General features: G+C 63.8%; 12 protein-coding genes and 1 riboswitch. Of the genes, 6 read left to right on the top strand and 6 right to left on the bottom strand.

What is annotated here, in order from left to right; all coding sequences use genetic code 11:
• Positions 1-18 precede the first annotated feature (18 nt).
• Positions 19-678: a VOC family protein gene (locus RHO23_RS19945; RefSeq protein ID WP_070942112.1), complete on the bottom strand. Its 660-nt coding sequence runs from the start codon at positions 676-678 to the stop codon at positions 19-21.
• A 51-nt stretch (positions 679-729) separates the two neighbouring features.
• Between RHO23_RS19945 and RHO23_RS19940 the strand changes: the two genes are divergently transcribed.
• Both RHO23_RS19940 and fadD8 read left to right on the top strand, forming a co-directional pair.
• The gene (locus RHO23_RS19940) at positions 730-1,827 is read left to right on the top strand and encodes an LLM class flavin-dependent oxidoreductase (RefSeq protein WP_070941609.1); all 1,098 of its coding nucleotides are present in this window, start codon (positions 730-732) and stop codon (positions 1,825-1,827) included.
• 139 nt (positions 1,828-1,966) lie between these two features.
• On the top strand, positions 1,967-3,556 hold the full coding sequence (gene fadD8, locus RHO23_RS19935) for a fatty-acid--CoA ligase FadD8 (protein ID WP_070922366.1): 1,590 nt from the start codon (positions 1,967-1,969) through the stop codon (positions 3,554-3,556).
• Here the strand turns inward: fadD8 and RHO23_RS19930 are convergent.
• Positions 3,553-4,143: a TetR/AcrR family transcriptional regulator gene (locus RHO23_RS19930; RefSeq protein ID WP_064409945.1), complete on the bottom strand. Its 591-nt coding sequence runs from the start codon at positions 4,141-4,143 to the stop codon at positions 3,553-3,555. The two genes, fadD8 and RHO23_RS19930, sit on opposite strands and share 4 nt — an antisense overlap.
• Entirely contained in the window at positions 4,133-4,552 is a 420-nt protein-coding gene (locus RHO23_RS19925; RefSeq protein ID WP_064409944.1) for a PaaI family thioesterase, read from the bottom strand. Before RHO23_RS19925 ends, RHO23_RS19930 begins: the two co-directional genes overlap by 11 nt.
• A gap of 93 nt (positions 4,553-4,645) precedes the next feature.
• A riboswitch (cobalamin riboswitch) is annotated at positions 4,646-4,860 on the top strand.
• Positions 4,861-5,000: 140 nt separating this feature from the next.
• Here RHO23_RS19925 and metE point away from each other — a divergent pair.
• The 4 genes from metE (at position 5,001) to RHO23_RS19905 (ending at position 9,782) form a co-directional block, all read left to right on the top strand.
• Positions 5,001-7,265 (top strand): 5-methyltetrahydropteroyltriglutamate--homocysteine S-methyltransferase, encoded by a 2,265-nt coding sequence (metE, locus tag RHO23_RS19920; RefSeq protein WP_070941608.1) that lies wholly within the window; start codon positions 5,001-5,003, stop codon positions 7,263-7,265.
• A 99-nt stretch (positions 7,266-7,364) separates the two neighbouring features.
• Positions 7,365-8,264, top strand: a complete 900-nt coding sequence (locus tag RHO23_RS19915) for a mycobacterial-type methylenetetrahydrofolate reductase (RefSeq protein WP_070942111.1) — start codon at positions 7,365-7,367, stop codon at positions 8,262-8,264.
• Between the two features lie 62 nt (positions 8,265-8,326).
• Positions 8,327-8,857, top strand: coding sequence for a GNAT family N-acetyltransferase (locus RHO23_RS19910; RefSeq protein WP_070941607.1), 531 nt, complete (start codon positions 8,327-8,329; stop codon positions 8,855-8,857).
• A gap of 97 nt (positions 8,858-8,954) precedes the next feature.
• Positions 8,955-9,782 carry a DUF6578 domain-containing protein gene (locus RHO23_RS19905; RefSeq protein WP_070941606.1) on the top strand — a complete coding sequence of 276 codons (828 nt, stop codon included), beginning with the start codon at positions 8,955-8,957 and terminating at the stop codon, positions 9,780-9,782.
• Positions 9,783-9,854: 72 nt separating this feature from the next.
• On the opposite strand, the gene RHO23_RS19900 is transcribed toward RHO23_RS19905, so the two are convergent.
• The 3 genes from RHO23_RS19900 to prpD are packed head-to-tail and all read right to left on the bottom strand — an operon-like array spanning position 9,855 to position 13,404.
• Positions 9,855-10,976 (bottom strand): bifunctional 2-methylcitrate synthase/citrate synthase, encoded by a 1,122-nt coding sequence (locus RHO23_RS19900; RefSeq protein WP_030097457.1) that lies wholly within the window; start codon positions 10,974-10,976, stop codon positions 9,855-9,857.
• On the bottom strand, positions 10,973-11,893 hold the full coding sequence (prpB, locus tag RHO23_RS19895; RefSeq protein WP_030097456.1) for a methylisocitrate lyase: 921 nt from the start codon (positions 11,891-11,893) through the stop codon (positions 10,973-10,975). Before prpB ends, RHO23_RS19900 begins: the two co-directional genes overlap by 4 nt.
• On the bottom strand, positions 11,890-13,404 hold the full coding sequence (gene prpD, locus RHO23_RS19890) for a 2-methylcitrate dehydratase PrpD (RefSeq protein ID WP_070916035.1): 1,515 nt from the start codon (positions 13,402-13,404) through the stop codon (positions 11,890-11,892). The genes prpB and prpD overlap by 4 nt, the downstream gene beginning before the upstream one ends.
• Positions 13,405-13,517: the final 113 nt, after the last annotated feature.

The raw sequence follows: 13,517 nt of genomic DNA, 5'->3' as shown, positions 1-13,517 counted from the left end.
CCCCAACCTAGTCGGCGGCTAGCGCTGCTCAATCAAAATTGTGGGGACTGCCAGTCCGGGGTCCTTGACCGTCACGACTCGGGTGCCTGGCTTGTGACCGTCACGGATGGCGCTGAGAGTCACCCCAGCATCCGTCAGCCGAGTATGGGAAGCGTCAATATCGTTGGTGCGCCAGGCGATTCCCCACAGAGAGTCGGGTCCGGTGGGGTCGTCGTCGCGCAGCACCACCTCGACCACCAGGCCCGCGCAGCGGAAAAACAGTTGGTGTACGCCCCACGACTGCATGCGGTCCAGGCGCAGATCGAAGCCGAGCCGTCCGCAGAGCGTCGCGATGATCCTGTCGCGATTGGGGGAGAACAGCACCAGGTGATCGATCTGCTCGCTCGCCGGAACCGCGTGTGTTGCCGGTCGCGCGCGTAGTCCCAGGGTGAGTCCGTCGGCCTGTCCCACCACGAGCTCTCCGTGCGTGGCCAGTGCGAGGCCGCGGCGATCGACCGTCCGGGCCGCGGACGACAGGTCTGCGACGCCGAACAGCAACCCGGGGTGCGTTGCCCAATCTGGGAGCCCGAGATGGAGCTGGGGGTGCGGAGTGTCGGTTCCGAGCAGCCGCGCATAGGCAGCCTTTGCGTCAGCGAGATTTGGAACGTCGAGAAGCACCGAGTCCAGTTCGGTGATCATCAGAGCATCTTCTCCCTGCCGGACCGGGGTCCGTTTCGGCATACTGGCGATATGCGCTTTCAGCTTCTCGACATTGTCTTCTACCTACCGAACCCCGCAACGGGCGCATTGGCACCCGCCGCCGACCGGCTGAACCGCGTGGTCGAGACGGCAGTTCTAGCCGAGAGCCTGGGTTTGGATTCCTTCGCGGTGGGGGAGCGGCATGCGGGAGACGTGCTGTCTTCGGCGCCCACGGTACTGCTGGGAGCGGTGGCTGCGGCGACCGAACGGATCCTGTTGTCCACCGGCGTCACGGTGCTCTCCCTCCTGGACCCGGTGCGTGCGGCGGAGGACTTCGCCACCATCGACCAGCTGAGCCGCGGACGGCTCGAGATCGTCATCGGGAAGGGCAATGAAGACCGGCAGTACCCGTTGATGGGGCTGGATATCGCCAAGCAGTATGAGTATTTGCAAGAGAATTACGAGTTGCTGCGGCGGCTACTGCGCGAGGAACACGTCGACTGGACGGGCACGCACCGGCATCCGCTGGCCGACGCGACAACCCTGCCCAGGCCGTACGACGGGCCGTTCCGGATCTGGCACGGGTCGGCGACCTCGACGTTCGCGGTTGAACTCGCCGCGAAGTGGGGCGATCCGATAGTCACCGCAAATGCTTTGCAGCCCAAGGAGAACTACAAGATTCTCATCGACAGGTATCGGGAGCTGTACGCGCAGAACGGGCACGACCCGGCCAATCTGCACGTGGGTGCGGGTTCGGGAGGGCTCTACCTGGCGGATACGACCGAACAGGCCATCGCGCAGTACCGGCCGATCTATGAGGCACGCCTGGCGCAGATGGCCAAGCTCAAGGACCATCCGAAAGCCGTCGGCAAGTTTCCCTCCTTCGAATCCATCGAGGACGCGGCGGATCGCGGCCCGGTGCTGGCCGGTTCGCCGGAACGCGTGGCCGAGAAGATCATTCAGTGGCATGAGGCCTTCGGCCACGAGTTCCAGTCGATTTCGTTGAGCCCTGAGGCCGACTTCGAGGAGCAGAAGGACACCCTGCGCCGATTCGCCGAAGAGGTGGTCCCGTTGGTGAAGGCGGAGGTCACGTCGACGTTGTGGGGTGCGCAGGACGCGCAGCGGGCCAAGGGATTCACCGCAGTCTGAGGGGCATCCGTCGCGAGCATCGCCTGTAACGCCATTGATCCCGGTGCAGCGGGGCAGGAGCACGTTCTTGCCCAAAACTAGAACATGTTCTAACGTCGAGCGAAGTGCCTGATCGGCGACTATCCACTCAAGGAGCGCGATGCCTGACTCATTTGACCCGCTGCACGGGTCGATCAACTCCGGGCACCTGCTGGTCGCCGCGCTGAAGAAGAATGCGAGCGCGCCCGCGCTGGTGCTGGGGGATGTGACGCTCACCGGCGCCCAGATGGCCGATGAGATCAGCAAGTACATCCAGGCCTTCACGGCACTGGTGCCTGATCCGACCGATGGTCAGGGCATGCTGGCCCTCAATCGCCCCGAGGTGCTGTTGGTGATCGGCGCGGGGCAGCTGCTGGGCACCCGGCGTACCGCGCTGCATCCGCTCGGTTCGCTCGACGATCATGCGTACGTGCTGGCCGACGCCAAGATCACCACCCTCGTCATCGACCCCACGCCGCAGTTCGTGGAGCGCGCCGCCGCCCTGGTGGAGAAGGTGCCGACGCTGACCCGCGTACTGACGCTCGGGCCGGTGCCCGCTGAGCTGGCCGAGGTGGGACATGACCTGGTTGCCGCGGCCGCAGGCTTCGAGGCGAGGCCTTTGGTTCCGATCAATTTGTCGCCGGATCACATCAACGGCCTTACCTACACGGGTGGCACGACGGGCAAGCCCAAGGGCGTCATCGGAACCTCACAGTCGATTCTCACCATGACGCAGATCCAGCTGGCCGAGTGGGAGTGGCCGGATCGCCCCAAATTCCTGATGTGTACCCCGCTTTCACATGCCGGGGCGGCGTTCTTCATGCCGACCCTGATGAAGGGCGGATCAATGGTGGTGCTGCCCAAGTTCGACGCGGGCGCCGTGCTGGCGGCGATCGAGGAGCACAAGATCACCGCCACCATGCTGGTGCCGTCGATGATCTATGCGCTGCTGGACCACCCGGATTCTCAGACCCGCGACCTGTCGTCGTTGCAGACGGTCTACTACGGCGCCTCGGCCATCAACCCGGTACGGCTCGCGGAGGCGATCAAGCGATTCGGGCCGATCTTCGCGCAGTACTTCGGCCAATCCGAAGCGCCCATGGTGATCAGCTATCTGGCCAAGGGCGATCACGACACCCAGCGGCTCTCCAGCTGTGGCCGGCCCTCGGCGTTCCTGCGCACGGCGCTGCTCGACGAGAACGATCAGCCGGTGAAGCAGGGTGAGCCCGGCGAGATCTGTGTGGCCGGCCCGCTGGTGGCGGGTGGTTATTGGGGGCTGCCCGAACAGACCGCCGACACGTTCAAGAACGGCTGGTTGCGCACCGGCGATGTCGCACGCGAAGACGAGGACGGTTTCTGGTTCATCGTCGACCGGACCAAGGACATGATCGTCACCGGTGGTTTCAACGTGTTCCCCCGAGAGGTGGAAGACGTTGTGGCCGAGCATCCCTCGGTGGCGCAGGTCGGCGTCATCGGGGTGCCCGATGAGAAATGGGGCGAGGCGGTGACGGCGATCGTGGTGCTGCGTGCGGATGCCGACCGCAGCGGCGACGCGGTGTCCAAGATGACGTCCGAGATCCAGTCCGCGGTCAAGGACCGCAAGGGTTCGGTGCAGTCGCCCAAACACGTGATCGTCGCCGACTCGCTGCCATTGACCGCGCTGGGCAAGCTCGACAAGAAGGCCCTGCGTCAGAAATACGCCACGGTCTAACTCTCGCGGGCGAGAAGCTCCCGGGCGCTGGTCCGGACGAACTCGCGCAGCCACGGTGCGGGCTCGCCCCTATCGGGCAGGTGACGACGCACCGCTGCGTACGGCATGTCGATCAATGCGAACATCGTTTTGTCGATCAGTTCGGGAGTGATCACGCCGAACCGATGCTCGGTGTATTCGCGCAACGCCATGCGGACCCGTGAGTTGAGTGTCGTGAGCTCCGCGGCGAGGGTGTCGGGCCAGTGCGCGACTAAATCGGCCTTCTCGTACTGGAGTAGCAGCTGTGCCTCGTTGCGGTTCGCCGCCGTCCAATCGAAGGCGTGGTCAATGGTCGCCGTAAGTGCGTTGTCGAGATCTGGCAGGCACAGGGCCGCGAGTATCCCGTTCTGATAGCGGGCGATCGATCGCAGCCAGAGCCGGGCCATGAGCTCATCGCGGCTGGCGAATCGGTGATAGATCGAACCCGACGGTGCTCCGAGGATGCGTCCGATGGCGGAGGCGGTGGCCGCTGGTGGGCCGCCCGAGGTCACCAGGGCCAGCGCCGCGTCCAGGATGTCGTCCGCGGTGTACTGCGCTTTACGCCCCACGGCGCCGGACCATGCTCGTGCCCTGAGCAACCGCAACCAGCTTGGTCTTGCCGTCGTGGCCTTCGACGGAGATTTCGCAGCGGCCCAGCGCCTTGGTGCGGCCGGCGCTGACCAGCGAGGCGTCCGCGAGCAGTCGCACCCCATCGCCCGCCGGGGACACGTACTCGATGGTGTATCCGCTGGTCACAATGTCTGCACCCAAACCAAGGGCGCAGGCGTAGGTGATCGCGTTGTCGGCGAGATAGCTCAATACGCCGCCGTGGATGAACCCGTTCTGCTGCCGTAGCTCGTCACGGATATCAAGTGCGAGCCGGATTCCGGACGCATCGACCCGGCACACGGATGCGCCGAGGAGGCGACTGAAGGGCTGCGCATCGAGCACCCGCTGAGCCTGGTCCAAGGTGATCACGATATTAGAGAATAGTCGCTAATATTTGTGTTGGATAGCGCGCATATGATGAGAAACGCAGCTGGTCTGCTGGTAGTGGCACGGGTTTGATCCGAGCCCTTATCAGCATCGAGTGCCGGGCCCTCGGGTCCGGCATAAGAGGGAACCCGGTGAGAATCCGGGACTGTCCCGCAGCGGTATGCAGGAACGACAGTCGTCATATGCACTGGGTTGAGCACCAAGAAGCCTGGGAAGCGGCGGCCAGTAGGAAAACCTGAGTCCGGGTAACGCCTGTAAGTCCGAAGACCTGCCAGCTGTGCCGGGTGCGCCGCACCCGGCGGATCATCGCCTCGCGGAATGGGCGTATGGCCGAAGCGGTTTCACCGAGCAGATATCTGTCGCGGTGGTTCCGTGCTCGGTTCTTCGTCCCCGGGCGGTGGCTACCCCGCTGTTGATGAAGGACTAATTCATGACTGCTCAACCTTTGACCGCCACCACGCTCGGATCCGCGCGTATCGGCCCGCGGCGTGAACTCAAGAGGGCTACCGAGAGCTACTGGGCCGGACGTACCAGCCGTACCGAGCTCGAAACTGTCGCCGCAGGGCTTCGGCGCGACAATTGGACCGCATTGGCGGCCGCCGGGCTCGACTCCGTACCGGTGAACACCTTCTCGTACTACGACCAGGTGCTGGACACCGCGGTGCTGCTGGGAGCCCTCCCGCCCCGTGTCGCCGGTATCGCCGATGAGCTCGATCGCTACTTCGCCGCCGCTCGCGGCAATGATGATGTGACACCGCTGGAAATGACCAAGTGGTTCGATACCAACTACCACTACCTGGTGCCGGAGATCGGGCCGGACACGAAGTTCGAACTGAATCCGGCCAAGCTGTTCGGAGAGCTGAAAGAAGCTCAGGCGCTGGGTATTCCGGCACGTCCGGTCGTCGTCGGTCCCATCACCTTCCTCGCGTTGAGTAAGTCAGTCGACGGCGCCCCCGCGCCCATCGAACGGCTCGACGAGGTGGTGTCGCTGTACGAGCAGCTGTTGGTGCAGCTCGCCGAGGCAGGCGTCGGCTGGGTGCAGATCGATGAGCCGGTGCTCGTCACCGACATCCTGCCGAATGGTCCCGAACTGGCCGAGCAGGTGTATGGCCGTCTCGGCACGGTGGCCGATCGCCCCGCGATCCTGGTCGCCACCTACTTCGGGGACCTCGGTGCCGCACTGCCGGCGCTGGCACGTACCCCCGTCGAGGCGATTGCCGTCGACCTGGTCTACGGGTCCGCATCGGGTGTGGCCTTGGTGCCAGAGCTGGCCGGAAAGACCATCGTCGCGGGCGTTGTCGACGGACGAAACATCTGGCGCACCAACCTGGAGTCCGCGCTGGGCACCCTGGGGACGCTGTTGGGATCCGCCGGTGCCGTCGCAGTGTCGACGTCCTGCTCGACGTTGCATGTGCCCTACTCGCTGGAACCGGAGACCGAACTCGATGACCAGTTGCGCAGCTGGTTGGCGTTCGCCGACGAGAAGGTCAAGGAAGTTGTGGTGCTGGCGCGGGCAGTGGGTGGGGCGCGCGACGCTACCGAGTTCGCGGCGTCGAATGCGGCTGTCGAATCTCGCAAGACAGATCCGCGTCTGAACAACGGTCAGATCCGTGCGCGTTTGGATTCGATTCTGGCGGCTGGTATTTCACGTGGCGATGCCGCCGAGCGTCGCCGCAGCCAGGATGAGCGCCTGCAGCTACCCGAGCTGCCGACCACCACCATCGGGTCGTTCCCGCAGACCGTCGAGATCCGCAAGGCCCGTCAGGCCCTGACCAAGGGCGAGATCGACGAGGCCGAGTACGTGCGGCGGATGCGTGCCGAGGTTGCCGATGTTATTGCGCTACAGGAGAAGCTGGGCCTGGACGTGCTGGTCCACGGCGAGCCTGAACGTAACGACATGGTGCAGTACTTCGCCGAGCAGCTCGACGGATTCTTCGCCACCCAGAATGGCTGGGTTCAGTCATACGGCAGCCGCTGCGTGCGCCCACCCATCCTGTACGGCGATGTCGCACGGCAGAACCCGATGACCGTCGAGTGGGCTACCTACGCCCAGTCGCTGACTCCCAAGTACGTCAAGGGCATGCTGACCGGGCCGGTGACCATTCTCGCGTGGTCGTTCGTTCGTGATGATCAGCCGTTGGCGGATACCGCTAACCAGATCGCACTGGCCATCCGGGACGAGACGGTGGATCTGCAGGACGCCGGGATTGCGATCATCCAGGTGGACGAGCCCGCATTGCGCGAGCTCCTGCCGCTGCGCTCGGCGCATAAGCCCGCATACCTGGACTGGGCGGTCGGTGCGTTCCGGCTGTCCACCTCGGGTGTGTCCGATGCGACCCAGATTCACACGCATCTGTGCTACTCGGAGTTCGGCGAGGTGATCGGTGCGATCGCCGATCTGGACGCCGATGTCACCTCCATCGAGGCGGCTCGTTCGCACATGGAGGTGCTCGACGACCTCAACGCGATCGGCTTCTCCAACAGCGTCGGTCCGGGTGTGTACGACATCCACTCGCCGCGGGTGCCCTCGACGGCCGAGATGGCGAACTCGCTGCGTGAGGCGCTGCAGGCTGTTCCGGCCCAGCGTCTCTGGGTCAATCCTGACTGTGGCCTGAAGACCCGGAAGGCTGACGAGGTGACTGCCTCGCTGGCCAACCTGGTGGCGGCTGCGACCGAGGTGCGTGCGGGCGCCTAGTTCCCGACGAACGCGCGAGCAGTCCCCTTCGCGGGGGACTGCTCGCGCGTGAATTTGATTGGTGTATAAACCATTAGCGAGACTAATCGGAGGTCCTTGGTGTCCATGAATACCGTTGCGCTGGAGCTGGTGCCTCCCAATGTCGATGGCGGCCTCGAGAAGGCATCCGAAGAACTGCAGAAACTGTCCAGGTTCTCGGCGGAGTTCGGCATCGATGGGCGCATCGACCACGTCATGATCCCGTCGATGATCGTGGAGGATGCCGATCGTCCGCTGGAGATGAAGCCGAAGCTGGATGTCGTCGACTATTGGTCGATCATCCGGTCGGAGCTACCCACCATGCGGGGACTGTGCACGCAGGTCACTTCCTTTTCGGATGAGACGTCGTTACGGAGCCGGCTGACCGGTCTCACGGAAGCCGGGATGGACGGCGTGATCTTCGTCGGCGTACCGCGCACCATGAGCGACGGCGACGGTTCGGGCATTCCACCGACTGATGCGTTGTCGAAGTTCGATGACATCGTCGACAACAGGGGAGTGATCCTGATCCCCACCCGCAGTGGCGAACAGGGCCGCTTCTCCTTCAAATGCGACAAGGGTGCCACCTTCGCCATGACCCAGCTGCTGTATTCCGATGCGGTGGTTGGCTTTCTGCAGGAGTTTGCGCGCACAACCGAACACCGGCCAGAGGTGTTGCTCTCGTTCGGTTTCGTCCCGAAGCTGGAGTCCAAGGTCGGGCTCATCGACTGGTTGATCCAAGACCCCGGCAATGAAGCTGTTGCGCGCGAACAGGACTTCGTGAAGTCGTTGGCTGCCTGCGAACCAGATGTCCGGCGGCCACAGCTTGTGGATCTCTACGAGCGAGTCATCGATGGAGTCGCAGACCTCGGCTTTCCTCTGAGCGTGCATTTCGAAGCGCCGTATGGTCTGGCTAGGCCGGCCTTCGAGACCTTCGCGGAGATGCTGGAGTACTGGTCGCCGGTACGCGAGACCTCCTGAGGCAGGCAGGGTCGTACGGAATTCCTTTGACCACGTTGTAATTCGTGGTTGAGACTGGTCGCATGGAACCTACCGAGTTGCAGACGGACCGGCTGGTTCTGCGCGCGGTCACTGCTGCGGACGAGGCCGCGATTGTCGAAGCGTGCAACGAGCCGCAGATCGCGCACTACCTTCCGCTACCGGTTCCGTACACCCGTGAAGACGCCCGGAGTTTCGTCGCCAGGTCGGCGCAGGAATGGGCGGACAACGCGCGATACGGCTTTGGGTTCTTCCTCGCCGACACAGATGAACTCGTGGGCACCTGTTCACTTAAGTCGATTGCGCCCGGCGTGGTGGAAGTCGGGTATTGGTCTGCCTCACGGCATCGCCGTAAGGGGCTGACAACGGAGGCGATTCGGCGGCTGTGCCAGTGGGGATTTGACGTGCTGGGCGTGCACCGCATCGAATGGTGGGCCGTCGTCGGCAACGATGGCTCGCGGGCGGTGGCGCAAGCCGTCGGATTCGACATGGAGGGCTTGCTGCGTCAGCGTGGGTATCGGCGAGAGGCCCCCGCGGATTGGTGGGTTGGCGGGCTCTTGTCCCGGCCCGAGTGACGGGTGTTGACGCTAGGCGTGATGCTGGCTAACCTTTGGATTCGGTACACCGGGTCCGGAGCGTTCGTGCTCCGTTCGTCTAACACCCGGTTCTTCAGTGAATAACAAGATTCTCAATCGAAATGAATCGCTTGTATACCTGGGTATTTCGCATTGGGAATACCAGTGCTGCGGTAGGACTCCCGAGATAGGCCAGTCTGTCGATTGGCAGATCTCTGCCCATCCCGCTGAGGGTGGCTACCTACTGGCATCGGCTGCTACGGTCGACTGGGACGAGGACCGCGAGATCGTCCGGTTTCCCTACGGTTGTGCGAGCTGGGATCCAGCACTCGGAGATCCTGCGAATGCGCTGGTAATCCTCTGGGCTACTTGGCATGACAGCCAAAGCTGGCCCCGTCTTCGGGGTGTCGTCGAGGAGCTGTATGAGGTGTCGGCCACTACCTGTCTGAATGAGTCCGGTCAGGTGAGCCAAGAGCCGTCATCGTTTCAGTACCGGCCCACCGAACTCGCAACACGTTGGCCAGATCAGCCGCCGTCGGGTGAGATCGGGCATCGAGTGACCACCGGATCCGTTGTGGGGCTGCGTGTGACCTCAGTAGTGGAGCCGACTGGCGATGACATTGAGGCGCTGCGTGATGCGCGAGATCGTGGCCGCAGGACGTTGCATCTATTCGGGCCCCCAGACGCGTTTGGCGCGGTGATCCCATCGCGGGGAGATCGAGTGACGGTTGATCTGGCGGATCCGCGGCTGGGCGTGGACGATACGCGTGGCTACGCGGGTGTTGTCACGGGCATTGCCGGGCAAGTAAGTCGCGCGGTGCACTCACCAGATGGCTTCTACACCAGCTTCCTCAACATCGACCCGGAGGCGCCCCCGGCGGACGAGTTGTTCATCCAATTGCTTTGCGACAGGATGCCGAACTAGCCAGCTCGAGTGTGCGGTTTATGTCGATAATCAGCGAGATTTCGACACAAACCGCACACTCGGCGATCGCGCTTACGACGCGAGTGACCGCTGGGGCTTGCCGGAGTATTCGCTCAGCGGCCTGATCAGGGCGTTGGCCGCTGCTTGCTCCATGATGTGCGCGGTCCAGCCGGTGATCCGGCTCATCACGAAAATCGGTGTGAAGCAGGGGATATCGAATCCCATGAGGTAGTAGGCGGGCCCGGTGGGGAAATCGAGATTGGGCTTGATTCCGGTGGCGGCATCCATCTCGGATTCCAGCACCTTGTAGATCTCGAGCCATTGGCGACCGTCACGAACCCGGGCCACGTCCTCCAGCGCCGCGCGCATCGTCGGCACCCGGGAATCGCCGTTCTTGTATACGCGGTGTCCGAAGCCCATGACCTTTTCTTTACGGGTCCGCTTGCCCTGCAACCATTCCGCAGCCTTGGCGGCGTCACCTATCTCGATCATGTCGTGCATGACGGCCTCGTTGGCTCCGCCGTGCAGGGAGCCCTTGAGTGCACCGATCGCTGCGGTGACCGCACTGTAGATATCGGATTGTGTCGAGGTCACCACGCGGGCGGCGAAGGTCGAGGCGTTGAAGCTGTGCTCGGCGTACAGGATCATCGACTGTTCGAACGCCGTGACGATCACCGGGTCCGGTACCTCACCGAAGCACATCCGCAGGAAGTTGGCCGAGTAGCCGAGGTGGCTGTGGGGCTGAATGGGGTCCAGCCCACGACGGCGCCGCATGTCGGCCGCGACGATCGTCGGCAGCACCGCGAACATGCGAAGTGACTTGGCGTAGTTGGCTTCCGGGGTGCTGTCGTCTTCGGAAGGATCCTCGGCACCCAGGACGCTGATGGCGGTGCGTACCACGTCCATCGGATGGCAGGTCTCCGGCAGTTTGGCCAACAGCGCCATCAGGGAACGGTCCAGGCGGCGCTGCGCCCGCTCGCGTTGGTTGAACAGCGCGAGCTCGGCATCGTTCGGCAACTCGCCATGCCACAGCAGGTAGGCGACCTGCTCGAAGCTGCACTGGGCGGCTAGGTCCTGTACCGGATATCCGCGGTACGTCAGCGAGTTCGTCTCGGGCACCACCTTGGAGATGGCGGTGGTATCCACCACGACGCCGGCAAGTCCCTTGTGAATGGTCGGGGTCGCGGTGGTCATCGGGCTCCTCCTCCATTGAGGCTGAAATTGAAGATCTCGGTGTCGAACTGGTTGTATTCGGAATAGCGGAGCAGCTCGTACAGACGGCTGCGGTGCTGCATCTGGTCCAGCAGGCCAGACTGTGTTCCCGCCGAATCGATTTCGCGCAGACCCTGTTCCACGGCGAACATCGCCAGCCGCAGGGTGGTGACGGGATAGATGACGACGTTGTACCCGACGTCGCGGAGCTGGTCGGCCGTCACGAGTTCGGATTTTCCGAATTCGGTCATGTTGGCGAGCAAGGGAACATCGACCGCGGCACGGAACTTCTCGAACTCGCCGATATCACTGAGTGCTTCGGTGAAGATGAGATCCGCGCCCGCGTCGGCATAGGCCTTTGCGCGGTCGATTGCCGCGGGCAACCCCTCGATGCCCGCGGCATCAGTGCGGGCGCAGATCACGAAGTTGGGGTCGCGCCGGGCGGAGACCGCCGCACGGAGCCGCCGAACCATCTCGGCGCTCTCGACGACGGCCTTGCCGTCAAGATGCCCGCACCGCTTGGGATTCACCTGGTCCTCGAGATGAAGGCCGGCGACTCCGCTGTCTTCGAGCACGGCGACCGTGCGTGCCGCACTCATCGGCTCGCCAAATCCTGTGTCAGCGTCGATCAGGGTCGGCAGGTCGGTGACTGACGCGATCTGACGGCCGCGGGCCGACACCTCCGTGAGCGTCGTCAATCCGATATCGGGCAGCGCGAGATCGGCCGACAGTACGGCACCCGAGACGTAAACACCCTCGAACCCGACCTCCTGGATCAGCTTGGCCACCAACGGCGAGAACGCGCCGGGAAAACGCAGCAGTTCACCGGAAGACAAGCCCGCCCGGAACGCGGCACGCTTGGTGGCCGCGTCCGTGGCGGAGGCAAGAAGCGCGCTCACTTAAAGATCCCCTCCGGTGTCGTGGGCGCCTTGTCGAGAACTACGGCATCCACGAGCGGGTTGAGCGCACCCAGTGAGCCGGCCTTCAGGTCGGCCAACCCCTGTGCCACCGAAAGGAATCGGTCCTGCTCGTGCTGCTCGATGACGCCGTCGGACAGCACAGTGAACTTGTTGATGTAGTTCTCCCGGGCGAACGGCCGCGCCCCCAGGGGGTGTGCATCGGCGATCGCCAGCTCATCGGTGATCACCTCGCCGTTCTTGAGAGTGACGACGGCCTTGCAGCCGAACGCCTTCTCGTCGGGATTACTTGAGTGATACCGACGAGTCCACTCCGGATCTTCGACGGTGCTGATCTTGTTCCAGAGTTCGATCGTTTCGGGGCGGTGTGCGCGTTCGGGTGCATAGGAACGCTCGTGATGCCAGGTGCCGTCCTCCAGCGCCACGGCGAAGATGTACATGACCGAGTGGTCGAGTGTCTCGCGCGAAGCGTCGGGGTCGAACTTCTGCGGATCATTCGATCCGGTCCCGATCACGACATGCGTGTGGTGGCTGGTGTGCAGCACGATCGTCGCAATCTGATCCAGGTCGCCGATGCGCTCGCGCATCCTGCGGGCCAGGTCGATGGGCGCCTGGCTCTGATACTCGGCCGAGTGCTCCTTGGTGTAGCTGTCCAGGATCGCGCGCTTCTCCTCACCCGGGCCAGGCAGCGGCACCTCGTAGACCTTGTCCGGACCGCCGAGCAGCCAGGCGATCACGCCGTCTTCGCCCTCCCAGATGGGGGACGGAGCACCCTCGCCGCGCATGGCGCGGTCGACGGCCTCGATGGCGACCTTGCCGGCCCACGCCGGGGCATAGGCCTTCCAGCTGGAGATGAGTCCCTTGCGGGACTGCCGGGTGGCGGTGGTCAGGTGCAGGGCCTGACCGATGGCCTGATAGATCGTCTCGGTGTCGAGCTTCAGCATGGTGCCCAGGCCGGCGGCGACCGAAGGGCCGAGGTGTGCGACGTGGTCGATCTTGTGCTCGTGCAGACAGATTCCGCGGGTGAGGTTGATCTGAGTTTCGTACGCGGTGGCCAGACCGCGAATGAGGTCCGCCCCGCCGATGCCGAGCTGCTGGGCCACGGCCACCAGCGGTGGAATGTTGTCGCCGGGGTGTGAATAGTCGGCGGCCAGAAAGGTGTCGTGGAAGTCCAGTTCGCGTACTGCGACGCCGTTGGCCCACGCCGCCCACTCGGCGGAGTAGCCACCGCTGACACCGAAGACATTGGCACCACGTCCACCGGACGACACCGCATGGGCCTGCGCCTGGCGGCGCGCGACGGTGACGGGACGACGGATGACCGACGCGGCGCTGACGGCGGCGTTATCGATGATCCGGTTGATGACCATCGCCTCGGTGTCGGCGGGAACGGCAACGGGATCCGAAGCGACCTCGGCGATCTTCCAGGCGAGGTGTTGGTCGCGGGGGAAGACGTCGGCGCTGCGGCGGGTGTGTACGGAGTGAACGTGCATGATTCGCACATTACGCACGTGGTCAGTGGATAAAAAGACCATGTAAATGCGTATTTCTGTATCCTTAGTTCGCATATCTTGCAAACATTGCGAATGGTTATGGAGTTATCCTG

This window comes from Mycobacteroides sp. PCS013, from assembly GCF_049532645.1.
Lineage (GTDB): Bacteria > Actinomycetota > Actinomycetes > Mycobacteriales > Mycobacteriaceae > Mycobacterium > Mycobacterium gwanakae.
Note: the sequence above shows the minus strand (reverse complement) of the source record. Positions and strands in the feature narration are given on the sequence as shown.

Coding starts and splice junctions, on each gene's coding strand:
- RHO23_RS19910 (WP_070941607.1), top strand. CDS start 8,327: ATGGAACCTACCGAGTTGCAGACGGACCGGCTGGTTCTGCGCGCGGTC.
- prpD (WP_070916035.1), bottom strand. CDS start 13,404: ATGCACGTTCACTCCGTACACACCCGCCGCAGCGCCGACGTCTTCCCC.
- RHO23_RS19940 (WP_070941609.1), top strand. CDS start 730: ATGCGCTTTCAGCTTCTCGACATTGTCTTCTACCTACCGAACCCCGCA.
- fadD8 (WP_070922366.1), top strand. CDS start 1,967: ATGCCTGACTCATTTGACCCGCTGCACGGGTCGATCAACTCCGGGCAC.
- metE (WP_070941608.1), top strand. CDS start 5,001: ATGACTGCTCAACCTTTGACCGCCACCACGCTCGGATCCGCGCGTATC.
- RHO23_RS19900 (WP_030097457.1), bottom strand. CDS start 10,976: ATGACCACCGCGACCCCGACCATTCACAAGGGACTTGCCGGCGTCGTG.
- RHO23_RS19945 (WP_070942112.1), bottom strand. CDS start 678: ATGATCACCGAACTGGACTCGGTGCTTCTCGACGTTCCAAATCTCGCT.